We start from the raw sequence: 24,806 nt of genomic DNA on the forward strand, positions 1-24,806 counted from the left end.
ATGTCGATGATCCTCGAAGCGCTGCGCAAGTCCGAAGCCGAGCGTCGCCGCGGCCAGGCGCCCGACCTGCTCAGCGATGCCACCCCGATCGCGTCAACGGCAACGACCGCGACGCGCAACCGGAACGCATCGATCGCGGTGGCAGCAGCGGCCCTGGCCACGCTGCTGCTGCTCGCATGGTGGTTGCGCCCGGCGCTGGGGGAGCCCGCGAGCAGCCCCACCGCCCGCGAACCCAACGCTGACGAACCGAAGGCCCCGGCGGTCGTTTCGCTGCCCGCATCCCTGCCCCTGCAGCCGCGCGCGAGCGCGCCTGTCACGACGGCCGCGACCGGCGCCGTCACCACGACATCCGTGGCTCCGCTCGCACCACCGCCGGTGGTGTCGCCGCGGTCCCGGCCGCCGGCGGCCGCCGCGACGCCGGACAACCCCGCGACAGCTTCCGCCGCTTCTGTCGCTTCCGTCGCTGCCGCCGTCGTCCCCGCCCCTCAGCCGGCGCCCACGCAGGTCGTGTCCGAACCACCATCCACGGCCGCGCAACCCTCGTTCACCAGTCCCGACCTGCCCCTGCGGCTCTCGGACCTGTCGTCCGATGAGCGCCAGCAACTGCCCGCGTTGAAGGTGAGCATGCACATGTGGGCGCCCGCTGCCGCCGACCGCTTCGCGATCATCGACGGCACGCGCGTCAACCAGGGCGATCGCCTCGGCGAAGCCACCGTCGAATCGATCCAGAACGACGGCGTGATACTCGCGTGGCGCGGGCGCCACCTGCGTCTGCCGATTCGCTGAAGGTTCGCCCGAACCGTCTCAACCCCGCCCCGGCCCCTTCGGATTGCCATCAGCATCGAAGGCCGGCGGGTGAGAAATTGAGCGTCTTGAGCAGCGCGCGCCCGGTGTTGCGGACTTCATGGCGTTCGCGCTTCTCGATCACCAGCAGTGCGCCGGCCTTGAGCGGTACGCGGCGTCCCTCGACGATCGCCACGCCGCTGCCCGACAGGACGAACAGCCACTGGTCCGCGCCGCGATGACGGTTGTCCGGCCCGCCTTCGCTGTCGCCCGGCGCGATCACCATCTCCGCCGCCTGCGCCTTGCGCACATCGAAGGCGACGCGGAAGCCCTCGCCGAACTTCAGGGTTTTGCCGCGCATGGCCGCCTCCCGGGAACAGGCCCAAGCCTGCCCGCGCCGGCGTCAACGCCGGATGCAGGACGACCCTGTAAGGAATCGCCGCCCTGCGCGAATCACGTTTCCGACGACGCCGTGGGCGGCCCGCTGGCCCACGGTGACTCCACCTAGAATCGACACGGATCTTCCATGGAAATCGCCGCCCCCATGCAGGACAGCACGCGACAGGAATTCGGCGAACTGCTCGAACGCCATCGCGGCATCGTGTTCAAGGTCGCGTACTCGTACTGCCACCACCCCGACGATCGCGCCGACCTGGCCCAGGAGATCGCCACGCAGCTGTGGCGCGCGTTCCCCGGCTACGACGCCAGCCGCGCCAGCTTCTCCACGTGGATGTATCGCATTGCCCTGAACGTGGCGATTTCCCAATTGCGCAGCAACCGCCATCGCCAGCAGCAATCGGTGCCGCTGGACGAGTCGCTGCACGACATCCCCGGCGATGGCGGGGACCACGAAAGCGACCAGCACCTGCGCCTGCTCCATCGCTTCATCGTCCGGCAGGACCCGCTCAACCGCGCGCTGCTACTGCTGTACCTGGAAGACCGCAGCCATCGCGAGATCGCCGACATCCTCGGCATCAGCGAAGGCAACGTCGCCACCAAGATCAGCCGGCTCAAGCAGCGCATCCGCAACGACATGGCCTGAGCCATGCACGCAGACAGGACCCCGCCCATGGAACTCGACGACTTCAAGACCGCGTGGCAGAGCCTCGACCGCCGCCTGCAGCAGCAACACCAGCTCAACCTGCAGGTGTTCCGACAGGGCAAGCTCGACCGCATGAAATCCGGCTTGCGCCCGCTGTTCTGGGGCCAGATCGTGCAGATGCTGTGGGGCCTGGCGTTCATTGCCCTGGCCGCGCTGCTGTGGAGCCAGAAGCCGGAAGCGGCGTCGGTGATCGTGGCGGGCGTGATCGTGCACGCCTACGGCGTGGCCTGCATCATCCTCGCCGGCGTCACCCTAGGGCAGATGGCACGCATCGATTATTCGGCGCCGGTGCTCGACATCCAGAAACAACTGGCGAAGGTGCGGCGCTCGTACATCGTCAGCGGCATGGTGGCCGGCCTGCCGTGGTGGTTCATGTGGCTACCCATCCTGATGGTGCTGCTGGCCCTGGCCGGCGTCGATCTCTACGCACGGGCACCGTCGCTGGTCGGGATCGGCGCACTGGTCGGCGTGGCGGGGCTATTGGCGACCTGGTGGTTCCACCACTGGTCCCGGCATCCCAGCCGCCCGCGCCTGGCCCAGGCCATGGAGGACAGCATCACGGGAGGCAGCCTGCGCAAGGCGAAGGCGCAACTGGACGAACTGATGCAGTTCGAGCGCGAGTAAATCCAGACGCAAACAAAAAGCGGGCCGAAGCCCGCTTTTTGTTTTAACTAGTTGGGGTCTCAGGCGTGCAGCTGCTTGAAGCCCACCATCCGGCGCGTCTCCTCGCACCACAGCTTCAGGCGCGCGCTCTTCAGGCTGGTCCACAGCGTGATGCGCGGCGCCGCCTGCAGCAGCGGGCTCGACTCGAACGCCTCGCGCAGGCGGTAGTTCGGAATGCGGCTGGCGAGATGGTGGATGTGGTGGTAACCGATGTTGCCGGTGAACCAGTGCACCACGCGCGGCAGGTCGTAGTAGGAGCTGCCGGCGATCGCGGCCTGGCTCGAATCCCAGTCTTCCTTGCGCGACCAGTACGCGTCCTCGAACGTGTGCTGCACATAGAACAGCCACACGCCGGCGGCGCCCGCGATCAGAACGATCGGCAGGTGCACCAGCAGCACGGCCTTCCAGCCCAGCGCCCACATCATTGCGCCACCGACGACGATCAGTACCAGGTTGTTGAGCAGCACGCTCGCCCATTCCTTCTTCCACGTGAAGGGAAGGTCGAACGGAAAGCGGTGCTTGAGCACGAACTGATACAGCGGACCGATGCCCAGCAGCACCGGCGTGCTGCGATACATGCGATAGACCAGGCGACCGAACTTCGAACGCGAACGGTATTCGGCGACGGTCAGCGTTTCGATGTCGCCCATCTCGCGGCGGTCGAGGTTGCCGGAGGTGCCGTGGTGGATGGCGTGCGTCTTCTTCCAGTAGCCGTAGGGAAACAGCGTCACCACGCCGAGGACACGGCCCACGATGTCGTTCGCCCGCGCGCTGGCGAAGAACGAGCCATGGCCGCAATCGTGCTGGATGATGAAGGTGCGGACGTAGAGGCCGGCTGCAGGGACTGCCAGCAGCAGCGTCCATCCATGGCCCCATTCGGCGATCACGCTCCATGCCATCAGCGTCCACAGCACGATGAAGGGCACCAGCGTGTTGATCAGCTGCCACACGGCACGACCCAGTTGGGGAGCGGCGAATTGCGCGCAGAGTTTGCGCAGGTTGACGGACGGAGCGGCGTTGGGGGTGACGTGCGATGCAGCAGTATTCAAGGTGTTCTCCCGAAAGGGGCCCCCATTGTCCGGCCCAGCACGTCCCACCGCAAATGAGGGGTGCTACGGTCCGATATGAATGCGTGCCCCGTCACACTCTGCTTGCGAATCCGCGATCCGGCTGCGACGCTGGACCAATTCCTCCCAGAAACGACCATGCAGCTCATCACTTTCGAACTCGATCGCGACTTCGTCGAACTCAACCAGCTGCTCAAACTCACCGGCCTGTGCGACAGCGGTGGCGCCGGCAAGCAGCTCGTCGCCAGCGGCGTGGTGCGCGTGGACGGCATGGTGGAGTTGCGCAAGACCTGCAAAATCCATGCAGGCCAGCGCGTCACGATCGATGACATCGGGATCGACGTGGTTGCACAGGACTGAGCGCACGGAGCCCACGGGCGCAACCGACTTTCGCCGACGGAACTGGTTTACGCTTCGACTCCCGCACGCGGAGGTCGCCGTTGGTGGACGTCGTCAGTCGATTCCTGTTGCACCGAGACCGGCTGCTGCTGCGGCTCGACGAACTGCTGCAACAATCCGCCGATGCGGATGAGGTGGCCTGGATCCTGTGCGAGCACACCGGCCGCGAACTCAATCTCGCCGACTGCGTCCTGTACCTGCCCGCCGGTGACGACACGCTGGTGCAGGCTGCGGCCTGGGGGCCCAGGCGCGGCGCCGGTCGCATGCCGGAAGCGCGCCTGCGCCTGTCCGTCGGCCGTGGCGTGGTAGGCGATTGCGCGCGCCTGTTGCGCACGCAACGCGTCGACGACACCCGCCTGGATACGCGCTATGTCCACGACGGCGGGCTGGGCCTGTCCGAACTCGCCACCGCCATCAGCCACGACGAGATCCTGCTCGGAGTGCTCGACAGCGAAGCCGTGGACGCCGCGTTCTATGACACGCGTTACGAGCAGGCCTTCGAAGCGATCGCGGCGTGTGGCGCGGCGCACCTGTGGCGTTTCCGCAACGCGGCGGTCGCAGGTGCCGGCCGGCGCTGAATACGTATTCATCCGCTCCCGGCGCGGATCCCTGTCCGTTTGAGCAACCGGTTTTCGTGAGTGGTCCTGAATCAACAGGAAGACACGAACGATGCGACGTTTCATGAAATGGGCCGGCCTCGGCTTGGCCATCCTCCTGCTCGGCGTTGCCGGGTTGTTCGCCGTGGCCTGGGGCGTTACCGGCAAGGCGATGTCGCGCAAGTACGCGGTCAACGACCCGCCGTTGCGCATCGGCACCGACGCCGCGGCGCTGCAGCGCGGCAAGCACCTGTTCGACACGCGCGGCTGCGGCGATTGCCACGGCCCGCAGGGCGCCGGGCGCGTGCTCATCGACGATCCGATGCTCGGCCGCATCGTGCCACCCAACCTCACCCGCAGCCTGCGCAATCCGGCCTACACCGACGACGCGCTCGCCGCTGCCATCCGCCACGGCGTGCGTCCCGGGGGCACGCCGCTGCTGCTCATGCCGTCGGGTGAGTTCGCCAACCTCGCCGACGCCGACACCGCCGCCCTCGTCGCCTACATGCGCACGCTACCGCCCAGCGACAACGATCCGGGCACCAGCACCATCCGTCCGATGGGCCGCGTGCTCTACACGCTCGGCAAGGTGCCCCTGTTCTCCGCCGAAACCATCGACCATGCGCCGCGCCCGCGCCAGGCACCGGCCGCTGCGGCCACGCCCGACTATGGCCGCTATGTCGCGCAATCCTGCACCGGCTGCCATGCGCCGGACCTCGCCGGCGGCATCGTCGTCATTCCCGGCAAGCCGATGTCCGCCAACCTCACGCCGCATCCGAACGGACTGGCGAAGTGGAGCGAAGCCGACTTCCTCCGCCTCATGCACACCGGCCATCGCCCCGACGGCACCGTGGTGGATCCGCTGATGCCGTGGGCCGTCTACAACAACATGGATGAAACGGAATTGCGTGCAGTGTGGGCCTATCTGCGCACCGTCGAGCCTTCGCCGGGACGCGGCAAGGTGGCCCAGCGCTAACACCGGGGCACGCGCCCCACGGACGATGCGCCATCACGGCGACGTGATGTCCGCCCCGACCCGCAGGCGATGCGACAAAGCCCGTTCCGGCGGGCAGAACAATTGCCCGATCGCGGCGCGCCAGCCCTTCGCGCGCGCCGCGTCGCGGAACATCGCGATCCATTCGTGGAAGGTCAGGCGCAGCGGGTTGTGGCTCCCAGTCTTTCCAAGTGCGTCCTGCCCCACGATGCCGTACTCGCACGGCACCGCCGGGTCTTCCTCCACGAAGCTGCCGAACAGCTTGTCCCACACGATCAGCACGCCGGCGTAGTTGCGATCGATGTATTTCGCATTGCGTGCGTGGTGTACCCGGTGGTGCGAAGGCGTGTTGAACACATGCTCGATCCACCCCAGCTTCCCGACTGCCTGGGTGTGCACGAAGAACTGGAAGCCCAGGTTGATCGCCACCACCGCGACGATGTGCGTGGGTTCGAATCCGAGCCACGCGAGCGGCAGCCAGAACAGCCACATTCCGGAAATCGGATAGGTCAGGCTCTGCCGGAATGCGGTGGACAGGTTCAGTCGCTCCGACGAGTGATGGGTCACATGCGACGCCCACAGCCAACGGATGCGGTGGCTGGCGCGATGGAACCAGTAGTAGAAGAAATCCTGCGCTAGGAACAAGGCGGCGATCGTCCAGGCCGAAGCCGGCACCAGGTCGAACAACCGATGCCGGTACACCGCGTGGTAGATGCCGATCACCAGCAGCCAGGCCACCGCGTCGGCCGCCTGGTGCATCAGCGCCAGCGCCGCGTTCGACAACGTGTCGAGGCCGCTGTACATGCCCGGCCGGCGCCTGCGCCAATACCAGGCCTCAAGCGCGATCAGGCCGAGGAATACCGGGCCCATGCCGAGCAGAATCCATTTCTCCATGACGTCGCGTTCCTTGCTGCGGTCCGCCGGCGAGTCTGCCGGCTGATCGCGGCATCGTCCAGACCGTGGCGTATGGCGCCATCACAGGGCCCGGCGCGGCGTCCCGTGCCTATGGTTGGGCGACCAACGGAAGGAGCGGCCATTCGCGCCAGCGGGCATGCTGGCGCCCCATGAACCTCCCGCACTCCCTTCCGTCGCGTGCCGCGATCGTCGCCCTGGCTGTCGCCGCGCTCGCCTACGCCGGCGCCCTGTTCGTACTGCAACGCGAACCCGGCTTCAGTGTCGTCGAACCCCTGTTCCTGTTCGCCATGCTCGGCGTGGTGTTTCCGCTGCTGGCGTGGCTGTGCACGCTGAAGCGGGATCTGGCCACCGCACCTTTGCCCGAGCCCCACCAGTTGCCGCGCGTGCTGGTGTACCTGGCGGTGTTCGCGCTGGCCGTCCTCGGCTGGGGCTTCACCGCGATCAATACGACTTTCCCGAACGAGCCGCTGCAATCGATCGTCCAGGTCGTGGTGAAGCTGGTGACCATGGTGGTGTTGCCCGCCTGGCTGTTCCTCGGCTTCCGCCTCGATGCGCGCGCGACGCTGTCGTCGCGACGGCTGCTGCTCGTCTTCGTCGTGATGTCGCTGGCCTACCTGGCGATGCAGGCCGTATTCGGGCGCGGCCTGATCACCCTGCACGAACTCTCGCCTGCCGCCAGCACGCTCGCCTGGGCGATTCCGCTCTGCTGGCTCTGGCAGACGCTCGAAGCCGGGCTGTGCGAGGAAGTGCTGTTCCGCCGCGTCCTGCAGGAAAAAATCGCGCTGGCCAGCGGCTCGCAAGTGGCCGCGGTGGCGTGGGCTTCGCTGCTGTTCGGCCTGGCCCACGCGCCCGGCCTGTGGCTACGCGGCGGCCACCTGATGGAAGGCGTCGCGCATGCCACTCCGGCGTGGGCCATCGCCTATTCCATCGTCATGGTCGCACCGGCCGGCATCGCCTTCGGCGTGTTGTGGGCGCGCACGCGGTCGCTGTGGCTGATCGTGCCCCTGCACGGCATGGTCGACTTGCTGCCGCAGCTCGCGCCGTTCATTCGTGCGTGGACCGGAGGCTGAGTCCCGCGGAGGGTTGCGGGCAACAGCTCGCTAGGAATGCCGCAGCGACCAGAAGCCGATGTCGCGCCGGTGGTGGAAACCGAGCTGCTCGTACAACTGCTTCGCCCGCGTGTTCTCGTGGCTCACGTGCAGGAACGGAGTGCGGCCGCGAGCGAGCGTGTCGTTGGTGAGCATCGCCGTCAGCCGGCGCGCGTAGCCACGTCCGTTGAAGTCGGGATGCGTGCAGATCGCACTCATCTCCGTGTAGGCATCGGTGCCCAGGCGCTCGCCGATGATCGCCGCCAGCCTGTCCTCCTGGTAGATCCCGAAATAGCGGCCCATATCCATCGTCCGCGGGCGGAAGTAATGCGGATAGACCAGTGCAGTCAGGGCCAGCACATCGTCACGGTGCGCGTCGGAGAGTTCGATGATCTCCGGCCCCTCGATCACATCGAGCGGCGCGGTGCAGACCATCTGCGCCAAGGGCCGGAACGCTTCCAGGTGCCAGCCTTCCGGCACGATGGGCGCGACCCCCAGCAGGTACACGCTCTCGCCGGGGGCGACCAGCGGCGCCACGGCGTCCGCGACATCCACGCCGGCATGCGCGACGCCAAGGAACGGTGCGAACTCGGCCGGGTAACGGGCCGCCTCACCCTGGGACAGGGCGATGCCACGATGCCGCGTGCGCAGGGAATGCCAGAAGGGATTGTCGAGGTCGGGGGCGATCATTCGCGATACCTGCAGCACAAGGGCCAACGGCTGCCTGCCGCCATGTTCGTCCGCCCGCCCGGCCGCTGGCAACACGCCGGGCGGGAACCACGCCCCTGCATCACCGTCGTCTCGCGGCCCAATTCCACCTTTCCGACATGGGCGTTGCCGCGGCGGCGGCCGCCGTCGTGAGCCGTTCGATGACGAAGATCTCGCCGTCGAGATCGATGATGTAGAGGTTGCCGACCTCGTCGACGCCGAAGCTGACGATGCTGTTGTAGCTACCGGCGTTGGGAGCGAAGTCGGCATTGCGTACGGTGAACTCCGCGCTCGGTATCGTCGTTCCCTGCGTCACCTGCGAGATCGGGATCGTCCAGATATTGGGCGAGCCGAAATCGGCGAACACGTACTGCCGCTGCAACTGCTCGATGGGGCCGCGATAGACGTAGCCGCCGATGACGGTGCTGCCCTCGCGCGTGCCGGGGCCATGAAAGTATTGGGCAATGGGTGGGGTCAGGCCGGCCGTCGAACCACCGCGGAAGGGGGCCGTGCCCTCGAGGATCGGCCAGCCGAAATTGGCGCCGGCATCCTGGGGCCGGAGCATGTCGACTTCCTCCACGGCGTTCTGGCCGACATCGCCGATCCAGAGCACTCCGGTGTTGAAATCGAAGCTGTTCCGGAATGGATTGCGCAGGCCATAGGCGAGGACTTCAGGGGCACCGCCACTGGTCGCGAACGGATTGGCCGCCGGAATGCCGTAATCGCGGGTGGGGTCATTCGGGAAATCATCGCGCGTGGTATCGATGCGCAGGATCTTGCCCAGCAGCGTGTTGGGGTTCTGGCCGTTGTTGTCGGGATCGCCGGAACCACCGCCATCTCCGATCCCGATGTAAAGCAGGTTGTCGGGACCAAACCCGATCCAGCCACCGTTGTGGTTGTTGCGCGGGTGCGGCACACGCAGGATCACGTCGCCGCTCGCGGGATCGGCAAGTTCGCGATTGTTGGCGAACGTGCGATAACGGCGCAGTTCGATGGTGCCATCGAGCACGGTGACGTACACATAGAACGTGCCGGTGGTTCGGAAGTCCGGCGACGTCGCGAATCCCAGCAGGCCCCGCTCGCCATCGAGCGACAGTTGACCGCTCAGGTCGAGGAACGGGTTCGTGGCGATCGCCCCGGTGGAGGGCGTCAGCACCACGATGCGGCCCGCCAGTTCGGTGACGAAGACCCGGCCGGTTCCATCCGGCACCGGTGCGAGGAAGGCGGGCTGGTTGAGGCCTGCCACCACGCGCCGCACGCCGAAGGCGGTTTCGGAGGCGTCGGTGACCGCCACCGACAACGATTGCGTGACGCTTACCCTGCCGTCGCTCACGGCCAGGTCGACCTGGTAGACGTTGTCGCGGTTGGCGTCCGTCGGCACCTCGAAATCCGGCGCCGTGATGAAGGACAGGGCACCGCCCGTCGTGATGCTGAAGAGCTGGCGGTCGCTGCCACCGTTGATCGAGAACGTCAGCGCGTTGCCATCCGGATCCGTTGCCGTGGCGGTGAAGAAGGTGCCCGCGGTGTTCTCCACCACGGTGACCGTGCCGGCCGAGGTGAACACCGGCGGCCGGTTCATCCCGGTGACCGGCGTATTGCCGCCACTGCCCCCGCCGCCTCCGCAGGCCACGGTTGCCAACGCGAGCAGCACGATCGCACCCAGCCCGAATCGCCTTGACCTTGTCATGGGACGCTCCTCGGCACCGGCCGACAGCGGGCCGGGGATTGCGCAAGATTCCTGCGAAGCCCGCTTTGGTTTTGTGAAGGCGCCCGCGCCGGCAAACCGTCCCCAACGCTGCCCCCATCCGGCCCTGTCCACAGGACGTGAAGGTCCGGGCCGCTAACGTGAGTGTGCCGCGTGTCGAAGCGCGGCCAGCTTATTCGTCGTGGTGAAGAGGTGCACGTTCGTCGTGGTGAAGAGGTGCACGCGATAACCGCGCGCATCGGCCCACCCAGCATCGGCCCACCCACAGGAGAACCCCATGTCCTACATCGATGGCTTCATCATGGCCGTACCCTCTGCCAACAAAGACAAATTCATCCAGCACGCCAACAGCGGCGATTCGGTCTTCATGGAATATGGCGCGACCCGCGTCCTGGAGTGCTGGGGCGATGATGTCCCCGATGGCAAGGTCACCGACTTCCGCCGCGCCGTCCAGGCCAAGGACGACGAAACGGTGGTGTTTTCGTGGATCGAGTGGCCGGACAAGAGCACTCGCGACAGCGGCATGGAGCGCGTGATGAAAGACCCGCGCATGAGCCCGGAAAGCAATCCCATGCCCTTCGACGGCAAACGGCTGATCTACGGTGGCTTCGCGCCGGTGGTTGAGCTGCGCAAGAACTAGCGCCGCGGCGGTGCCGGTCTGGGGCCGGCTGACGTGCTGCGTCCACATCGCCGGCGCAAGAGCAGCGTGTTAAGCCTGGCGGGGTTCGCATCCTGCCCGCTGCTCTCTTTTCCCCAGCTTGCGCGCAGGCGCGTGGACGTTCCGTCGTCATGGAACATCGTCATGGCGGCACGTCGTCCGGCGTTGCCGCAGCCACTAAACTCGTGGCATGGCCTGCTGGTACGTCTATCTGATCGAATGCCGCGACGGCAGCCTCTACACGGGCATCGCCACCGACGTCGATCGTCGCTACGCCGAACATGTCGCAGGCAAGGGTGCGCGCTATACGCGCTCGCATCCGCCGCTGCGCCTGCTCGCGCGCTTCGAGCATCCCGACCGCGCCGCCGCCAGCCGCGCCGAATACGCGATCAAGCAACTGACGCCGGCACGCAAGCGCGCGCTGTGCGGGGCGGGATGACGGCGGCACCCGGGACCGACATGTGCCCGGCTGGGCCCCGCCCGCGGCCGCCAAGGCGCCATCCGGGCACACCGTCGCAACTTGCCAACCCGGTTTCCGGCACCATCGAGCCGAGCGACCCCATCTGTCTCCGCCAAGGAGCCTGCCATGCGAATCCTGCTCACGGGTGCAACGGGACTGGTCGGCCAGGGCGTCCTGCGCGAATGCCTGCAGGATCGGCGCGTCTCGCATGTGACCGCACTGGGCCGGCATGCGAGCGGTCATGCGCACACGAAACTCGACGACCTGGTCACCCCTGACTTCGCCGACCTCCACGCCATCGCGCCCCGCCTGCATCCCTACGATGCCTGCCTGTATTGCGCCGGCGCCCCACCCATCGGCACGAGCGAAGCCGAGTACCGCCACGTCACGCTCGACCTGACGACCCACGTGGCGCGCACGCTCGCCCGCCTCAATCCCGCGCTTACGTTCATCTACATCTCCGGCGCGCATTCCAATCCCGACAGCAAGCTGATGCCGCTGCGCATCAAGGGCGAAACCGAACGCGCGCTGGCCGCATTGCCGATACGCACCATCATGTTGCGGCCCGGCGGCATCCAGCCCGTGAACGGCGTGACCTCTCCGCACACCACGCTCGCGCTCATCTACGCCGTCGGCGCTCCCTTCATGGGCCTGGGCGTGCGCCTGATGCCCGGCGTCATGACCACCACCGAACGGGTCGGCCGCGCCATGCTGCAATTGCTGCACCAGCCGGATCCGCCACGGATCGTGGAGAACGCGGAGATCAATCGGCTGGGGAGTTGAGCGGCTTCCGCGGACCCACGGCCGCTTAACCGTCGGGTTCCTAGACTTGGCAACGGCCACTACACGGAGCACCGCCATGTACAGAAATGCTGCGATTGCGTTGTTCGCCACCGTACTGGCCCTGTCATGCGGTCCCGTGGGCGCACGCACCGGAACCATGACCTGCAAGATGACCTACTCCATGAGCGGGTGGTCGATCCTCTACAAGCATGCCTCGGGCACAGGCACGGTCACCTGCAGCAATGGCAAGAAGATGGCGGTCAAACTCACCGCAAACGGGGGCGGACTGACGGCCGGCAAGTACAAGATCACGAACGGAACCGGCGAGTTCTCAGGTGTGCGGGACATCAAGGATGTCCTCGGCACCTACGCCTCTGCAGGTGCGGATGCGGCGGCGGGCAAGGCGGCAGCCGCGCAGGCCATGACCAAGGGCGACATCTCGCTCGCCCTCGCCGGCAAGGGCGAAGGCTGGAACCTGGGCGTCCAGTTCGAAGGATTCACGATTTCCAAGCCGTGAAGCATCGCTACCGGCGCGTGCGCGCAGGCCGCGGAATCACGGTTATTTCCTGGCCTTCGCGAATGGCAGTCCCTGCAGCAGGAATTCCTGGGCTTTGGCACAGGCCTCCGCGGTGTCGTCGCAACGCATTGCGAACTTCACCACCGGCTCGCCTTCGACCATGACGGGCCGGTAATGCGCGGCGACATTTACGCTTCCGCTTTTCAAGGTGAAGAGCCAGAACTCACGCGCTCCCGGTTCACCGACCTGCACGAAGCGGCTCTGCACCGGATACGGCGATGGCCAGATCAGGTCGGGAGACGACTGGATGGCCTTATTCGCCGCGTCCGCGCTCGCGTACGTCATGGCCACATCGTCCATGGCATAGCGCGGCCGCTGGTGCGTCTTCGGCCAGTCCACTTTCTGGTAAGTCAGGATCGGGCCCAGGTTGAAGGCGATCGGCAGCGCGACATGGCCGTCGATGGCCTTCGCGCGCAGGGATTCGGGCAAGGTCACGCCCTTCACCGAAGCCAGCGCCGCGTCATTGAAGGCCCGCTTGTCCGCCTGCTTCACCCTGGCGTCGAGCACACGGCCGCACGTGTCGATCGTTAGGTCGAGGACCACGTTGCCGGACATTCCGCGGGCGAACATTTCGACCGGAAAGATCGGCATACGCAATGGTGTGCCGGGCGCGCACGAATCCGTTGCTGCACCCGGCACCTGTTGTGCGGACACTGGCGCAGCCGCCATGGCGATCACCAATGCCGCTGCAATGCGTGAATTGCCCATCGAATTCCCCTTGGATGCGCCTGCCGCCACAGGCGGCTATTGGCCATCGAGTGTAATGGCCCCGATCATCGCCGCGGCAATCCCTCGTCGTTGGCGCACGGGCGAGCCCGCAAGCCCGCCACGTGCGCCCATGACGCGTCACAGCATCGGCAGCTTCAACCCCTGCTCCTTCGCGCACTGCTTCGCGATGTCGTATCCCGCATCCGCATGCCGCATCACACCGGTGCCGGGATCGTTCCACAACACGCGCGCGATGCGCTTGTCGGCTTCCGCGGTGCCGTCGCAGACGATGACCACGCCGGAGTGCTGCGAGTAACCCATGCCGACGCCGCCGCCGTGGTGCAGCGACACCCAGGTCGCGCCGCCCGCGACGTTGAGCATCGCATTGAGCAGAGGCCAATCGGAGACCGCATCGGAACCGTCGCGCATGGCTTCGGTCTCGCGGTTGGGCGAGGCCACCGAGCCGCTGTCGAGATGATCGCGGCCGATCACGATGGGCGCCTTGAGTTCGCCGTTGCGCACCATCTCGTTGAAGGCGAGACCGAGCTTGTGGCGCAGGCCCAGGCCGACCCAGCAGATGCGCGCCGGCAGGCCCTGGAAGCTGATGCGCTCGCGCGCCATGTCGAGCCAGCGGTGCAGGTGCGGATCGTCGGCGATGATTTCCTTCACCTTGGCATCGGTCTTGTAGATGTCTTCCGGGTTGCCACTCAGTGCGACCCAGCGGAACGGACCGACGCCGCGGCAGAACAGCGGGCGCACGTAGGCCGGAACGAAGCCGGGGAAGTCGAAGGCATTCGTGCAGCCTTCGTCCTTGGCCATCTGGCGGATGTTGTTGCCGTAATCGACCGTGGGGATGCCCTGCGCGTGGAAGGCGAGCATCGCTTCGACGTGTACGCGCATCGACTTCTTGGCGGCGTCGCGGACGCGGCCCGGGTCTTCGGTCTGCATGCGCAGCCATTGCTCGACGGTCCAGCCGATCGGCAGGTAGCCATGCACCGGATCGTGGGCGGAGGTCTGGTCGGTCACCGCATCCGGGCGCACGCCGCGACGCACGAGTTCGGGCAGGATTTCCGCGGCGTTGCCGAGCAGCGCGATCGACTTGGCTTCGCCCGTGGCGGTGTACTTGGCGATGCGGGCAAGGGCGTCGTCGAGATCGGTGGCCTGTTCGTCGACGTAGCGCGTGCGCAGGCGGAAGTCGATGCTGGTCTGGCGGCATTCGATGGTGAGCGAGCTCGCGCCGGCGAGCGAAGCGGCCAGCGGCTGCGCGCCGCCCATGCCGCCCAGGCCGGCAGTGAGGATCCACTTGCCCTTGAGGCTGCCGTTGTAATGCTGGCGGCCCATCTCGACGAAGGTCTCGTAGGTGCCCTGCACGATGCCCTGCGAGCCGATGTAGATCCACGAGCCGGCCGTCATCTGGCCGTACATCATCAGGCCCTTCTTATCGAGCTCGTTGAAGTGCTCCCACGTCGCCCAGTGCGGAACGAGGTTGGAATTGGCGATCAGCACGCGCGGCGCATCCGCATGCGTCGGGAAGATGCCGACCGGCTTGCCGGACTGCACCAGCAGGGTCTCGTTGTCTTCCAGGTTGCGCAGCGATTCGAGAATCGCGTCGTAGCTCTCCCAGTCGCGCGCGGCGCGGCCGATGCCGCCATAGACGACGAGTTCGGCCGGATTCTCGGCAACCTCACTGTCGAGGTTGTTCTGCAGCATGCGATAGGGGGCTTCGGTCAACCACGACTTGCAGTTGAGCGTGTTGCCGCGCGGCGCGCGGATCTTGCGGGAGGGGTCGCGACGGGTGGACGTCGACATCGTGGCGTTCCTGCGGGTGCGGAGGTTGCAAAAATTATCGCGCCGCCGCTTCGGCCGCTGCCATGCGCGAGGCGCCCCGATCACACGGAAACTGCTGTTTGAGGGCCGGATAGAGCCCTCGCGGCCGCTTTTGTATACGCTGTATACATGCCCGCCCGCCTGCCCACCGCCGAACGCATCCTTCGCGCCGCCCGCACCCTGTTCGAGGGCGGCGGTTCGGACGCAGTGAGCATGCGCCGCGTCGCCGACGCCGTCGGCCTGACGCCGATGGCGATCTACCGCCACTTCCCCAATCGCGAAGCGCTGCTCAAGCGCATCGGCGACGACAGCTTCGACGAGATCGCGCGGCACTGGATCGCCCGCAGCCAGGGTGGCAACGTACTGGCGCGGGTGATCGGCCTGCAACGCATCTATCTGGACTATGCCTTGTCGCATCCGCATCTGTTCGATCATGCGTTCTCGGCGCGGCGCGCGGATGCGCGGAAGTACCCGGACGATTTCCGTGCCGGGCGTTCGCCCACGCTCACCGTGGCGGCCGAAGCGGTGGGCGAAGCGATGCAGGCCGGATTGTTGCGTCAGGACGACGCCTGGGACGTGGCGATGACCTTGTGGGCGCATACGCACGGACTGGTGGCGTTGTATCGCGCAGGACGCTTCAGCTACGACGAGGCGCAGTTTCGTGTGTTCTATGAGGCATCGCTGCAACGCTTGCTGCGTGGATTGATGCCATGACTTCACAAACAATCGAGCAGGAAAAGTCTGATTGCCGCGTGCTTTTGGCGGCACGCAGATCGCACACCGACGGCATCGCGACCTACGTCATCGAAGAGTAGCGCCGAGCCAAGCCACGAAGTGACTTTGCCTCCGCCCCCTACTTTCGTGAATGAAAACGCCCGGCATGGCCGGGCGTTCTGAAATGTAGCGATGCGGCCCCTCGGTGGGTCGACCCGCTCAGTGGATCGAGGGGTCCAGCTTGCGCAGCGCCGCGGCGATGTCGATCTCGCCGGTGAGATTGATGTCTTCACGGGTATAGGCGCGACCATTCTGCATCTGGTGGCACCTGTCCGACCGGCGGGTGTCCGCGGTGTGGCGGATGCGCGTGCCGGTATGGCGCAGGCAATAGCGATCGTTGATTTCCGGCGCCTGCGTCGCGTCCTGCGTGCCCGGCATGGTGTTGGCGGACGACGCGATTTCCTGCGACTGGGCGGCCTGGGGTTCGGCGGCCTGCGACTCTACGGCCTGGGGTTCGGCGGCTTGCGCCGCGGCGGCGAAGGCCAATGCGCCGAGCAGGCTGATCATCAGGCGTTTCATGACGCACCTCCGTTGCGATATTCCGACACCACCATACGCCCCGATACCGGGGCTGGCATGTGTCCGCCCGCCTGGATTCAGCCGTTTGTCAGCTGCGCTGCGCGCTGCGGCATTCGGCGCGGCCGGCATTGAACTTGCTTACGTCCTCGGCCGTCGCGGGGCGCGGTTCCACGCCATCGTCGAACAGCACACGCCACACGCCGTCCGCGTCCTTGTGCCACACGGAATGGAACGCGCCCAGCAGGTACCGGTCCTTGGCCTGTGGATCCAGCACCTCGAACAGGGCCGGCCCGCTGGACCAGGCGGTGTCGTCGACGCCCGCGGCCATGGTCACGCGCGTGGGATACCAGCTCAACGCGAGTTGCTTGCCTTCGATCAGTCCGGCCCAGCGTTTCACGATGGCGTCGCGGCCGCGGGTCGGCTCCGGGGTACCGGCGCCAAAGGCCGCGTTGATGCCCACGTGCCCGGCGAAGGCGGTGGCGTCATGCGCGGCGAGCGAGCCGGCGAAACTCTGTTCGCGTTGCCAGACCGTGCACTCCTCGGCGCTGAGCGGTGGCGTTGCGGCAGGCGCGGCGATGGCCACGACGGGAAACAGGCAGGCGAAGGCAAGTAGGTGTAGGCGCATGAGCAGGTCGGATTTGCCGTATCGGCCGGCATCTTGCCAGCCCGGCGGCGCCTGGCGTCCTGCAATAGTTGTCGCGTGGATGGCTGGCTATGATCGGACGATGCTCTCATTCCGATCGCTGGCCTGCGCCGCCCTCGTTTCCCTCGCCTTGGCGGCCTGCGCCGCCGCGCCTGTCGGCCCACGGGAATCCCCACAGGAACGGGCGCCGGTATTGCTGGTCTCGATCGACAGCTTTCGTCCGGACTACCTCGACCGTGGCGTCACGCCGAACCTCGCCCGCATCGCCCGTGAAGGCGTGCGCGCACGATGGATGAATCCGTCGTATCCCTCGCTCACCTTCCCCAACCACTACACCCTGGTCACCGGCCTGCGTCCCGACCATCACGGCATCGTGCACAACACGATGCGCGACGCAGCGCTCGGCGACTTCAGCAATTCGAACGAAACGGCCGTGCGCGAACCGCGCTGGTGGGGCGGCGAACCCGTGTGGGTGACGGCGGAAAAAGCCCACCTGCGTACCGCCACGCTGTTCTGGCCCGGCAGCGAGGCGCCGATCAACGGCACCTGGCCGACCGACTGGATCAAGTACGACGACGCCATGCCGATGACGCAGCGCGTCGACACCGTGCTGGGCTGGTTGTCGCGTCCTGCCGGCGAGCGGCCACGCCTGACGACGCTGTACCTGGGCGCACTGGACCACACCGCACACGACTTCGGTCCCGACGCACCGCAGACGGATGCGACGCTGGCCGAAGTCGACGTGGCCATCGGGCGACTGCTGCGCGGGCTTGCGGCGCGCGGAATGCGGGATCGCGTGAACCTGGTGATCGTGTCCGACCATGGCATGGCGCCGGTGCCGTATTCCCATTCACTGGACATCGGCGCGCTGGTGGACCCCGCCGACGCGGCGTACGTGACTACGGGCGAAGTGCTCGGCTTCGTGCCGCAACCGGGCCATGAAGCCGCGGCCGAAGCACGGCTGCTCGGCCGCCACGACCACCACGAATGCTGGCGCAAGGCGGAATTGCCGCCGCGCTGGCATTACGGCGCGAATCCCCGGGTGCCGCCGATCGTGTGCCAGATGGACGTGGGCTGGGAGGCCATCACGGCGCAGAAGCTCGCGCGGCGCACGCCGGGTTCGACCCGCGGTTCGCACGGTTACGATCCGGCGGATCCGTCGATGCGCGCGCTGTTCATCGCACAGGGCCCGGCTTTCAGGCGCGGGCAGGAACTGGCGCCATTCGACAATGTCGATGTCTATCCACTGCTGGCACGACTGATCGGAATCCAGCCGCAGCCCAACGATGGCGACATCGGCCCTGTTCTGCCGGCGTTGAAATGATGCAAAAGCTCATCGGCCGCCCATGTTCACACGCGCTGCGGCGCGTTCAACCAAACGGCTCGCCGTAGCTGCTCGTGGCGCTGTCCGAATCCGGCGAGTCCGCGCCCCGGCGCGGTGCTAGCCTGCGGCCATGTCCAGCCTCGCCATCCCCACCCTTCCCGATGCGCAGACCTGCGAACAGGCCCGGCGCAGCCGCGACCCGCGCTTCGACGGGCTGTTCTTCACCGCGGTCCTGAGCACGAAGATCTATTGCCGGCCGGTGTGCCCGGCGCCGATGGCCAAGCGGGTCGTGTATTACGCCAGTGCCGCGGCAGCGGAAGCGGCGGGCTTCCGTCCCTGCCTGCGCTGCCGGCCGGAATTGTCGCCGGGCGATGGCGCATGGCGTCGCGGCGACGCGGTGCTGGCGCGCGCCTTGAAGTTGATCGAACAGGGCGTGCTCGACGAACAGCCGCTGTCGGCGCTGGCCGAACGCGTGGACATCGGCGAACGCCAGTTGCGCCGCCTGTTCGTCGACCGGCTCGGGGTTGCGCCCATCGGCGTGCTCGGCACCCGGCGATTGTTGTTCGCCAAGCAACTGCTGACCGAAACCACGATGCCGGTCACCGAGGTCGCGCTGGCCGCCGGCTTCGGCAGCCTGCGCCGTTTCAACGCCGCCTTCCTCGATGCCTACCGCATGGCGCCGCGCGATCTGCGCAAACAACGCGACGAGCTGCCCGGGGAAACACTGACGCTGCGCCTGGGCTATCGCCCGCCGTACGACTTCGTCGCGATGCTGGATTTCCTGCGCGGGCGTGCGTTGCCGGGCGTCGAAGTCGTCGACGGTGCGAGTTACTCGCGCGTGTTCGCCCTGGACGTAGCATCCGCGAACGCTGCACCTGGCTGGCTGCGGGTCTCGCAATGGCCGGCTTCGCGCAAACACGCCGACCCGCATGCATTGCAGCTGGAACTGCATGGCGCGCGCCCGGCGCAGATGCTCGAAATCGTCAGCCGGCTGCGGCGCATGTTCGACCTCGACGCCGACCCGCAGGCGATCGGCGCCGCGCTGTCCGCGGATGCGCGACTGCGCCCGCTGCTGCAGCGGCGCCCGGGGCTCCGCGTGCCGAGCGGCTGGGACGGTTTCGAGATCGCGGTGCGCGCCATCATCGGCCAGCAGATCAGTGTCGCTGGCGCGCGCACGCTGGCTTCGCGCCTGTCGCAGAAGTTCGGCCAGCCGTTGTCCGCGCCGTTCGCCGTTGGCCTGGATCACTTGTTCCCGGCGCCGGACGCGCTCGCCGATGCCGACCTCACCGCGATCGGGCTGACACGCGCGCGGGCCGAGACCGTGCGTACCGTGGCGCGCGCCGTGCTCGACGGTCGCGTCGACTTCAGGCCCGAGCGCACGCTGGACGATTTCACCGCGCGCTGGATCGCGCTGCCGGGAATCGGGCCGTGGACCGCGCACTACATCGCGCTGCGCGCGCTGGGCCATCCCGATGCGTTTCCCGCCGATGACCTGGTGCTGCAGCGCGCGGTGCCCAACGATGGCTCGCGCATGAGTGCGAAGACGCTCGCTGCGCGGTCGGAAGCATGGCGGCCGTGGCGCGCGTATTCCGTGATCCAGTTGTGGAAGGACTCGTCCTTCGACAGGCTCAGGATGAGCGATGCCGCGAAGCCCGCGAAGGTGGTGGCATGAGCGACGTGCTCCATCGCCGCATCGAAAGCCCGGTCGGGCCGTTGCTGATCGCCGGAAACGATGCCGGGCTGCAGCTGATCGAGTTCCACGCGCCGCGCCACCCGATGGCGCATGGCGACGGCTGGCGCGAGGGCGATCACGCCGTGCTGCGCCAGGCGCAGGCGCAGTTGGCGGAATACTTCGCCGGCCAACGTCGCGACTTCGACCTGCCGCTGGCGCCGCAGGGCACCGATTTCCAACGCGAGGTGTGGTGGGAGCTCGCCAATATTCCGTTCGGCGGCACGATCAGTTATGCCGAGCTCGCGCTGCGGGTGGGGCGGCCCACGGCCACGCGCGCGGTGGGTGCGGCGAACGGTCGCAACCCGCTCCCCATCGTGCTCCCCTGCCATCGCGTGATCGGTGCGGATGGCAGCCTGACCGGCTTCGGCGGCGGCTTGCCGACCAAGCAGTTCCTGCTGCAGCTGGAAGGAGCGCTGCCGCGCGAACACGATCTGTTCGCGTAAGCGTGCTTACGCCTGCAACAGGGACTTCATGGCGTTGCGGTAACGTCCGGCGATCGCATCGCGATCGCGGTGCAGACCATTTTTCACGACCTGCTCGCCGCCGACGAAGACGTCACGAACGAGGTTGCGGTTGCCGCTGAAGATCCAGCGATCGATCGCATCGCTGGCCTGCACGCCCGCGAAGTGCGGCGCATCGGTATCGAGCACGAGGTAATCCGCACAGGCGCCTGGCGCCAACACGCCGACAGGCTGGCCACTCGCATGCGCCGCGCTCGCCACCACGCCGCGCAGCAGAGTCTCGCCGACGCTGCTGCAATCCGGACGCACCGCGATGTTGCGATGGCGCGTGACCAGGCGCTGGCCGTATTCGAGCCAGCGCAACTCCTCGACCGGCGACACCGAGATGTGCGAATCCGAACCCACGCCCCAGGCGCCATTGGCATCGAGGTAGTCGCGCAGCGGGAACAATCCATCGCCGAGGTTGCCCTCCGTGGTCGTGCAGATCGCCACCGTGGCGCCGCTGTCGGCGACGCGCCGCGTTTCATCCGCGGTGAGGTGGGTGGCATGCACCAGCGTCCAGCGCCGGTCGACCTCGGCGTTGTCGAGCAGCCATTCCACCGGGCGCGCATTGCGCAGCGCGAGGCAATCCTGCACTTCGCCCACCTGCTCGGCGATGTGGATGTGGATGCGGCTGTCGGTCGGCAGCGCCGCCAGCACGGTCCGCATCGCATCCGCCGGTACGGCGCGCAGGCTGTGCAGTGCGCAGCCGATGCGCAGTCGATCACCCGCTTCCGCGCGCAGCAGGTCGAGCAGGCGCAGGTAGGTGTCCACGTCGTGGCCGAAGCGTTGTTGCCGCGCGCCCAGCGCGCGGCCGTCGAATCCGCCGGTCATGTACAGCACCGGCAGCAATGTGAGGCGGATGCCGGTGTCCCGCGCCGCGGCGACCAGCGCGCGCGACATCTCGGCGGGATCGGCATACGCATGGCCATCGGGCGCGTGGTGCAGGTAATGGAACTCGCAGACCGAGGTGTATCCCGCTTCGAGCATCTCGGCATACAGCTGCGATGCGACGGCATGCAGCGAATCGGGATCGAAGCGCGCGGCGAAGTGGTACATCGTCTCGCGCCACGTCCAGAACGAATCGCTGGGATTGGTCTGCCGCTCGGCCATGCCCGCCATCGCGCGCTGGAACGCGTGCGAATGCAGGTTGGCGATACCGGGCACGATCCAGCCCCCACTTTCGCTGGGCTCGGCGCTGCGCAACGCAGTGATGCCGCCGCGATCGTCGATGTCGAATCCGGAATCGGCCTGCCACCCGGCAGGAGTCCAGAGCATGGCGGCGTCGGCTGTCTTCATGGCGCGCATTCTCGCCTATCGCGGCAAGGGCTGGCTGCCCGCTGCCCGGCAGGGCCTCCGCTAGAATCGTTCCGATGAACACTCCTGCCTTCGACGGTCTGATCCTCGGCGCCCACCTAGCCACGCTGGATGCCGACCAGGGTTACGGCGAGATCGCCGATGGCGCGTTGGGCTGGCGCGATGGCGTGCTTGCCTTCGTCGGGCCCCGCTCGCAGCTGCCCGCTGAACCCCGCGCGCTGGCGCGAGAGGTGATCGAAGCCAGCGGCTGGATCACGCCCGGACTGGTCGATTGCCATACCCACCTGGTCTTCGCCGGCGACCGCGCGCGCGAGTTCGAGCTGCGCCTGCAGGGGGCCAGCTACGAGGAGATCGCGCGCGCCGGCGGCGGCATCGTGTCCACCGTGCGCGCGACCCGCGCGGCGGACGAGGCCGAGCTGCTCAGGCAATCGCTCCCGCGCGCGCGCGCACTGCTCGCGGACGGCGCGACCACGCTGGAGATCAAGTCCGGCTACGGCCTCGACTTCGACAACGAGCGCAAGATGCTGCGCGTGGCACGGCAGCTGGGCGAGCTGCTCGGCGTCTCAGTGCGCACGACCTATCTCGCCGCGCATGCCCTGCCGCCTGAATTCAAGGATCGCGCCGACGACTACATCACGGCGGTCTGCGAGTGGCTGCCGCGCCTGCAATCCCAGGGCCTGGTCGATGCGGTCGATGCGTTCTGTGAAGGCATCGGCTTCAGTCCGGAGCAGACCCGGCGGGTGTTCGACACGGCGCGGGATCTGGGATTGCCGGTGAAGCTGCATGCCGACCAGCTCAGCGATCTCGGCGGCGCGGCGCTGGTGGCGGAATTCGCTGGCCTGTCGGCCGACCATGTCGAATACACGTCGCCCGAGAGCGTGCGGGCGATGGCGGCCCGCGGCACCGTCGCGGTGCTGCTGCCCGGTGCCTTCCACGTGCTGCGCGAGACCCGGCTGCCGCCGCTGCAGGCGTTCCGCGAACACGGCGTCGCGATGGCCATCGCCACCGACTGCAACCCCGGCACCTCGCCCCTGCTCTCGCTGCGGCAGGCGATGCAGCTGGGCTGCACGCATTTCAAGCTGACGCCGGAAGAGGCGTTGCGTGGCGCGACCGTGCATGCGGCGCGCGCGCTCAGGCTGGCGGATCGCGGCGTGTTGCGCGTGGGCATGCGCGCCGACTTCGTGCAATGGAACGTGGGCCATCCGGCGGAACTTTGCTATTGGCTCGGCGGCCAGCTGGCGGAAGCCGTGTACGCTTCAGGCCGCGCGCTGTGACGTTTACCGCTGCGCACCATCTGGCCCTGGAGAACGCATGAATCGCAATACGCTGGCAGTCCTGGTTTCCCTCTCGTTGCTGCTGTCCAATGCCCAGGCCGCCCCGGCGCCGGAGGCGGCACGCCGCCTTGCGCAGGACGCGACCATCGTCGACACGCACATCGATGCGCCTGAAGGCCTGGTCGACCATTGGGACGACCTGGCGCTGCCCACGCCCGGCAAGGAATTCGACTACCCCCGCGCACGCGAAGGCGGCCTCGATGTCCCCTTCATGTCGATCTATACCTCGGCCGACCAGGACGACGCCGGCACCGCCTGGCAGGTCGCCAACGCGATGATCGATTCGGTCGAGGCGCTGGCGCAGCGGCATCCGGACAAGTTCGCACTCCTGCGTTCGCCCAGGGATCTCAAGAAGCTGCAACGCGGCGGCAAGGTATTGCTGGCAATGGGCATGGAGAACGGCGCACCGCTGGTCGACGACATCGGCAACGTCGCGAAATTCCATGCCCGCGGCGTGCGTTACATCACCCTCGCCCACGGCCGCAACAACCGCATCAGCGATTCGGCGACGGACACGCAGCCGCGCTGGCACGGGCTGAGCCCGTTCGGCCAGCAGGTGGTGAAGGAAATGAACCGCGTCGGCATCATGGTCGACGTATCGCATCTGTCCGAGGACGCTATCCGGCAGGCGGTGGAGCTGAGCAGCGTGCCGGTCATCGCCAGCCACTCCGCGCTGCGCCACTTCACCCCCGGCTTCCAGCGCAACCTCAGCGACGAGAACGTCAAGGCAATCGCGGCCAAGGGCGGCGTGGTGCAGGTGCCGTTCGGCAGCATGTTTGTCGATGGCCCTGCGGCGAAGGCGTATGCGGATTACGTCAGCGCGCGCGAGGCCTACCGCCAGGCGAAGCTGGCAGCGGCCGCAGCGGGCCAGGCGTTCACCGCGGCCGAACCGCAATTCCCGAAGGTCGCCCCGGGGTCGGTCGCCGAGGTGCTCGACAACATCGATCGCATCGTGCAACTGACTGGCAGCGCGGACCACGCCGGCATCGGTTCCGACTTCGACGGCGTCAATGGCGCGCTCGTCTCGGAACTGCACTCGGTCGCCGACTATCCCGTACTGGTCGCGGGCCTGCAGCAGCGCGGCTACAAGGACGCCGACATCCGCAAGATCCTGGGCGGCAACCTGCTGCGCGTGTGGAGCGAAGTGGAACGGGCGGCGACGCCCTGACCCGCCGCGCCGCGCAACAAAAAAGCCCCGCGATGCGGGGCTTTTTCTTGTCTCACGAAGACCTGCTCAGGCAGCGGACTTCTTGGTCACGGCCTTCTTGGCCGGCGCCTTGGAAACGGTCTTGGTCGCGGCCTTCTTGGCGACCGGCGCGGCGGCGGTGCCGGCGGCCTTGGTCACGGCCTTGTTGCTGCGGGCGTTGCCGTAGCTGGAGTTGTAGCGCTTGCCCTTAGCGGTCTTGCGGTCGCCCTTGCCCATGTTCGTACTCCTGAATCTGTCAAAAATCCGCACGCGGGTGCGGGGTTACTAGAAATCGCGTCGCGCGCGAGGCCGCGAAGTCTATCACGCCGCCCCACCCCATTCTGTCTGGAGCAGAGCCCCCTTAGTAAGGGGGCGCCCCGAAGGGGCGGGGATTGGAAGCACATAGCCGGGGCCCAAGATTTGCGCAGCAAATCTTGGGATTGA

General features: G+C 67.2%; 27 protein-coding genes and 1 pseudogene. 17 read left to right on the forward strand and 11 right to left on the reverse strand.

Annotated features, from left to right (window positions below):
• Complete coding sequence (locus ACYVGE_RS14420; RefSeq protein WP_460730819.1) at positions 1-786, forward strand: general secretion pathway protein GspB; 786 nt, start codon at positions 1-3, stop codon at positions 784-786.
• A gap of 18 nt (positions 787-804) precedes the next feature.
• Here the strand turns inward: ACYVGE_RS14420 and ACYVGE_RS14425 are convergent.
• Positions 805-1,144, reverse strand: a pseudogene (locus tag ACYVGE_RS14425) (cupin domain-containing protein).
• 165 nt (positions 1,145-1,309) lie between these two features.
• On the opposite strand from ACYVGE_RS14425, the gene ACYVGE_RS14430 reads away from it, so the two are divergent.
• Together ACYVGE_RS14430 and ACYVGE_RS14435 are read left to right on the forward strand one after the other, a co-directional pair.
• Positions 1,310-1,825, forward strand: a complete 516-nt coding sequence (locus tag ACYVGE_RS14430; RefSeq protein ID WP_310053696.1) for an RNA polymerase sigma factor — start codon at positions 1,310-1,312, stop codon at positions 1,823-1,825.
• 27 nt (positions 1,826-1,852) lie between these two features.
• Positions 1,853-2,509, forward strand: coding sequence for a serine/threonine protein kinase (locus tag ACYVGE_RS14435; RefSeq protein ID WP_460730820.1), 657 nt, complete (start codon positions 1,853-1,855; stop codon positions 2,507-2,509).
• A gap of 59 nt (positions 2,510-2,568) precedes the next feature.
• Here the strand turns inward: ACYVGE_RS14435 and ACYVGE_RS14440 are convergent, their stop codons facing one another.
• Positions 2,569-3,597, reverse strand: a complete 1,029-nt coding sequence (locus ACYVGE_RS14440; protein ID WP_460730821.1) for a fatty acid desaturase — start codon at positions 3,595-3,597, stop codon at positions 2,569-2,571.
• A 156-nt stretch (positions 3,598-3,753) separates the two neighbouring features.
• On the opposite strand from ACYVGE_RS14440, the gene ACYVGE_RS14445 reads away from it, so the two are divergent.
• From ACYVGE_RS14445 to ACYVGE_RS14455, 3 genes are all read left to right on the forward strand, one after another.
• Entirely contained in the window at positions 3,754-3,975 is a 222-nt protein-coding gene (locus ACYVGE_RS14445) for an RNA-binding S4 domain-containing protein (RefSeq protein ID WP_460730822.1), read from the forward strand.
• Between the two features lie 83 nt (positions 3,976-4,058).
• Entirely contained in the window at positions 4,059-4,592 is a 534-nt protein-coding gene (locus ACYVGE_RS14450; protein WP_460730823.1) for a hypothetical protein, read from the forward strand.
• A gap of 91 nt (positions 4,593-4,683) precedes the next feature.
• Complete coding sequence (locus ACYVGE_RS14455) at positions 4,684-5,586, forward strand: c-type cytochrome (RefSeq protein WP_460730824.1); 903 nt, start codon at positions 4,684-4,686, stop codon at positions 5,584-5,586.
• A gap of 33 nt (positions 5,587-5,619) precedes the next feature.
• On the opposite strand, the gene ACYVGE_RS14460 is transcribed toward ACYVGE_RS14455, so the two are convergent.
• Entirely contained in the window at positions 5,620-6,498 is an 879-nt protein-coding gene (locus ACYVGE_RS14460) for a sterol desaturase family protein (protein ID WP_460730825.1), read from the reverse strand.
• A 170-nt stretch (positions 6,499-6,668) separates the two neighbouring features.
• Here ACYVGE_RS14460 and ACYVGE_RS14465 point away from each other — a divergent pair, with 170 nt between their 5' ends.
• Positions 6,669-7,589, forward strand: coding sequence for a CPBP family intramembrane glutamic endopeptidase (locus ACYVGE_RS14465; RefSeq protein WP_460730826.1), 921 nt, complete (start codon positions 6,669-6,671; stop codon positions 7,587-7,589).
• Between the two features lie 30 nt (positions 7,590-7,619).
• Here the strand turns inward: ACYVGE_RS14465 and ACYVGE_RS14470 are convergent, their stop codons facing one another.
• Positions 7,620-8,297 carry a GNAT family N-acetyltransferase gene (locus ACYVGE_RS14470; protein ID WP_460730827.1) on the reverse strand — a complete coding sequence of 226 codons (678 nt, stop codon included), beginning with the start codon at positions 8,295-8,297 and terminating at the stop codon, positions 7,620-7,622.
• Between the two features lie 100 nt (positions 8,298-8,397).
• Entirely contained in the window at positions 8,398-10,002 is a 1,605-nt protein-coding gene (locus tag ACYVGE_RS14475) for a PQQ-dependent sugar dehydrogenase (RefSeq protein ID WP_460730828.1), read from the reverse strand.
• 295 nt (positions 10,003-10,297) lie between these two features.
• On the opposite strand from ACYVGE_RS14475, the gene ACYVGE_RS14480 reads away from it, so the two are divergent.
• The 4 genes from ACYVGE_RS14480 (at position 10,298) to ACYVGE_RS14495 (ending at position 12,438) form a co-directional block, all read left to right on the forward strand.
• Positions 10,298-10,660, forward strand: coding sequence for a DUF1428 domain-containing protein (locus ACYVGE_RS14480; protein WP_460730829.1), 363 nt, complete (start codon positions 10,298-10,300; stop codon positions 10,658-10,660).
• Between the two features lie 208 nt (positions 10,661-10,868).
• The gene (locus ACYVGE_RS14485) at positions 10,869-11,117 is read left to right on the forward strand and encodes a GIY-YIG nuclease family protein (RefSeq protein ID WP_460730830.1); all 249 of its coding nucleotides are present in this window, start codon (positions 10,869-10,871) and stop codon (positions 11,115-11,117) included.
• Positions 11,118-11,264: 147 nt separating this feature from the next.
• Entirely contained in the window at positions 11,265-11,921 is a 657-nt protein-coding gene (locus ACYVGE_RS14490; RefSeq protein WP_460730831.1) for an NAD-dependent epimerase/dehydratase family protein, read from the forward strand.
• A gap of 76 nt (positions 11,922-11,997) precedes the next feature.
• Positions 11,998-12,438 (forward strand): hypothetical protein, encoded by a 441-nt coding sequence (locus tag ACYVGE_RS14495; RefSeq protein WP_460730832.1) that lies wholly within the window; start codon positions 11,998-12,000, stop codon positions 12,436-12,438.
• Positions 12,439-12,480: 42 nt separating this feature from the next.
• Here ACYVGE_RS14495 and ACYVGE_RS14500 read toward each other — a convergent pair whose 3' ends face one another.
• Both ACYVGE_RS14500 and hutU read right to left on the reverse strand, forming a co-directional pair.
• Positions 12,481-13,176 (reverse strand): TonB family protein, encoded by a 696-nt coding sequence (locus tag ACYVGE_RS14500; protein WP_460730884.1) that lies wholly within the window; start codon positions 13,174-13,176, stop codon positions 12,481-12,483.
• Positions 13,177-13,344: 168 nt separating this feature from the next.
• On the reverse strand, positions 13,345-15,015 hold the full coding sequence (gene hutU, locus ACYVGE_RS14505; RefSeq protein ID WP_460730833.1) for a urocanate hydratase: 1,671 nt from the start codon (positions 15,013-15,015) through the stop codon (positions 13,345-13,347).
• A gap of 147 nt (positions 15,016-15,162) precedes the next feature.
• Between hutU and ACYVGE_RS14510 the strand changes: the two genes are divergently transcribed.
• Positions 15,163-15,747, forward strand: a complete 585-nt coding sequence (locus tag ACYVGE_RS14510) for a TetR/AcrR family transcriptional regulator (RefSeq protein ID WP_460730834.1) — start codon at positions 15,163-15,165, stop codon at positions 15,745-15,747.
• Positions 15,748-15,966: 219 nt separating this feature from the next.
• On the opposite strand, the gene ACYVGE_RS14515 is transcribed toward ACYVGE_RS14510, so the two are convergent.
• Together ACYVGE_RS14515 and ACYVGE_RS14520 are read right to left on the reverse strand one after the other, a co-directional pair.
• Positions 15,967-16,326, reverse strand: a complete 360-nt coding sequence (locus ACYVGE_RS14515; protein ID WP_460730835.1) for a hypothetical protein — start codon at positions 16,324-16,326, stop codon at positions 15,967-15,969.
• Between the two features lie 88 nt (positions 16,327-16,414).
• Entirely contained in the window at positions 16,415-16,951 is a 537-nt protein-coding gene (locus ACYVGE_RS14520; protein ID WP_460730836.1) for a YybH family protein, read from the reverse strand.
• A 100-nt stretch (positions 16,952-17,051) separates the two neighbouring features.
• On the opposite strand from ACYVGE_RS14520, the gene ACYVGE_RS14525 reads away from it, so the two are divergent.
• The 3 genes from ACYVGE_RS14525 (at position 17,052) to ACYVGE_RS14535 (ending at position 20,468) form a co-directional block, all read left to right on the forward strand.
• Positions 17,052-18,293, forward strand: coding sequence for an alkaline phosphatase family protein (locus ACYVGE_RS14525; RefSeq protein WP_460730837.1), 1,242 nt, complete (start codon positions 17,052-17,054; stop codon positions 18,291-18,293).
• 130 nt (positions 18,294-18,423) lie between these two features.
• Positions 18,424-19,965 carry a DNA-3-methyladenine glycosylase 2 family protein gene (locus ACYVGE_RS14530; RefSeq protein ID WP_460730838.1) on the forward strand — a complete coding sequence of 514 codons (1,542 nt, stop codon included), beginning with the start codon at positions 18,424-18,426 and terminating at the stop codon, positions 19,963-19,965.
• The gene (locus tag ACYVGE_RS14535) at positions 19,962-20,468 is read left to right on the forward strand and encodes a methylated-DNA--[protein]-cysteine S-methyltransferase (protein WP_460730839.1); all 507 of its coding nucleotides are present in this window, start codon (positions 19,962-19,964) and stop codon (positions 20,466-20,468) included. Before ACYVGE_RS14530 ends, ACYVGE_RS14535 begins: the two co-directional genes overlap by 4 nt.
• A gap of 6 nt (positions 20,469-20,474) precedes the next feature.
• On the opposite strand, the gene ACYVGE_RS14540 is transcribed toward ACYVGE_RS14535, so the two are convergent.
• The gene (locus tag ACYVGE_RS14540; protein ID WP_460730840.1) at positions 20,475-21,824 is read right to left on the reverse strand and encodes a formimidoylglutamate deiminase; all 1,350 of its coding nucleotides are present in this window, start codon (positions 21,822-21,824) and stop codon (positions 20,475-20,477) included.
• Positions 21,825-21,898: 74 nt separating this feature from the next.
• On the opposite strand from ACYVGE_RS14540, the gene hutI reads away from it, so the two are divergent.
• Positions 21,899-23,116, forward strand: a complete 1,218-nt coding sequence (gene hutI / locus ACYVGE_RS14545; RefSeq protein WP_460730841.1) for an imidazolonepropionase — start codon at positions 21,899-21,901, stop codon at positions 23,114-23,116.
• Positions 23,117-23,153: 37 nt separating this feature from the next.
• On the forward strand, positions 23,154-24,344 hold the full coding sequence (locus ACYVGE_RS14550; protein WP_460730842.1) for a dipeptidase: 1,191 nt from the start codon (positions 23,154-23,156) through the stop codon (positions 24,342-24,344).
• 66 nt (positions 24,345-24,410) lie between these two features.
• Here the strand turns inward: ACYVGE_RS14550 and ACYVGE_RS14555 are convergent, their stop codons facing one another.
• Positions 24,411-24,599 (reverse strand): 30S ribosomal protein THX, encoded by a 189-nt coding sequence (locus ACYVGE_RS14555; RefSeq protein WP_460730843.1) that lies wholly within the window; start codon positions 24,597-24,599, stop codon positions 24,411-24,413.
• Between the last annotated feature and the right edge of the window lie 207 nt (positions 24,600-24,806).

The organism is Lysobacter rhizosphaerae, assembly GCF_054779795.1.

Excerpts from the sequence above, each read along its gene's own strand:
- ACYVGE_RS14420 (WP_460730819.1), top strand. The coding sequence starts at position 1 with ATGTCGATGATCCTCGAAGCGCTGCGCAAGTCCGAAGCCGAGCGTCGC.
- ACYVGE_RS14430 (WP_310053696.1), top strand. The coding sequence starts at position 1,310 with ATGGAAATCGCCGCCCCCATGCAGGACAGCACGCGACAGGAATTCGGC.
- ACYVGE_RS14435 (WP_460730820.1), top strand. The coding sequence starts at position 1,853 with ATGGAACTCGACGACTTCAAGACCGCGTGGCAGAGCCTCGACCGCCGC.
- ACYVGE_RS14445 (WP_460730822.1), top strand. The coding sequence starts at position 3,754 with ATGCAGCTCATCACTTTCGAACTCGATCGCGACTTCGTCGAACTCAAC.
- ACYVGE_RS14455 (WP_460730824.1), top strand. The coding sequence starts at position 4,684 with ATGCGACGTTTCATGAAATGGGCCGGCCTCGGCTTGGCCATCCTCCTG.
- ACYVGE_RS14460 (WP_460730825.1), bottom strand. The coding sequence starts at position 6,498 with ATGGAGAAATGGATTCTGCTCGGCATGGGCCCGGTATTCCTCGGCCTG.
- ACYVGE_RS14465 (WP_460730826.1), top strand. The coding sequence starts at position 6,669 with ATGAACCTCCCGCACTCCCTTCCGTCGCGTGCCGCGATCGTCGCCCTG.
- ACYVGE_RS14470 (WP_460730827.1), bottom strand. The coding sequence starts at position 8,297 with ATGATCGCCCCCGACCTCGACAATCCCTTCTGGCATTCCCTGCGCACG.
- ACYVGE_RS14475 (WP_460730828.1), bottom strand. The coding sequence starts at position 10,002 with ATGACAAGGTCAAGGCGATTCGGGCTGGGTGCGATCGTGCTGCTCGCG.
- ACYVGE_RS14480 (WP_460730829.1), top strand. The coding sequence starts at position 10,298 with ATGTCCTACATCGATGGCTTCATCATGGCCGTACCCTCTGCCAACAAA.
- ACYVGE_RS14485 (WP_460730830.1), top strand. The coding sequence starts at position 10,869 with ATGGCCTGCTGGTACGTCTATCTGATCGAATGCCGCGACGGCAGCCTC.
- ACYVGE_RS14490 (WP_460730831.1), top strand. The coding sequence starts at position 11,265 with ATGCGAATCCTGCTCACGGGTGCAACGGGACTGGTCGGCCAGGGCGTC.
- ACYVGE_RS14495 (WP_460730832.1), top strand. The coding sequence starts at position 11,998 with ATGTACAGAAATGCTGCGATTGCGTTGTTCGCCACCGTACTGGCCCTG.
- hutU (WP_460730833.1), bottom strand. The coding sequence starts at position 15,015 with ATGTCGACGTCCACCCGTCGCGACCCCTCCCGCAAGATCCGCGCGCCG.
- ACYVGE_RS14510 (WP_460730834.1), top strand. The coding sequence starts at position 15,163 with ATGCCCGCCCGCCTGCCCACCGCCGAACGCATCCTTCGCGCCGCCCGC.
- ACYVGE_RS14515 (WP_460730835.1), bottom strand. The coding sequence starts at position 16,326 with ATGAAACGCCTGATGATCAGCCTGCTCGGCGCATTGGCCTTCGCCGCC.
- ACYVGE_RS14520 (WP_460730836.1), bottom strand. The coding sequence starts at position 16,951 with ATGCGCCTACACCTACTTGCCTTCGCCTGCCTGTTTCCCGTCGTGGCC.
- ACYVGE_RS14525 (WP_460730837.1), top strand. The coding sequence starts at position 17,052 with ATGCTCTCATTCCGATCGCTGGCCTGCGCCGCCCTCGTTTCCCTCGCC.
- ACYVGE_RS14530 (WP_460730838.1), top strand. The coding sequence starts at position 18,424 with ATGTCCAGCCTCGCCATCCCCACCCTTCCCGATGCGCAGACCTGCGAA.
- ACYVGE_RS14535 (WP_460730839.1), top strand. The coding sequence starts at position 19,962 with ATGAGCGACGTGCTCCATCGCCGCATCGAAAGCCCGGTCGGGCCGTTG.
- ACYVGE_RS14540 (WP_460730840.1), bottom strand. The coding sequence starts at position 21,824 with ATGAAGACAGCCGACGCCGCCATGCTCTGGACTCCTGCCGGGTGGCAG.
- hutI (WP_460730841.1), top strand. The coding sequence starts at position 21,899 with ATGAACACTCCTGCCTTCGACGGTCTGATCCTCGGCGCCCACCTAGCC.
- ACYVGE_RS14550 (WP_460730842.1), top strand. The coding sequence starts at position 23,154 with ATGAATCGCAATACGCTGGCAGTCCTGGTTTCCCTCTCGTTGCTGCTG.
- ACYVGE_RS14555 (WP_460730843.1), bottom strand. The coding sequence starts at position 24,599 with ATGGGCAAGGGCGACCGCAAGACCGCTAAGGGCAAGCGCTACAACTCC.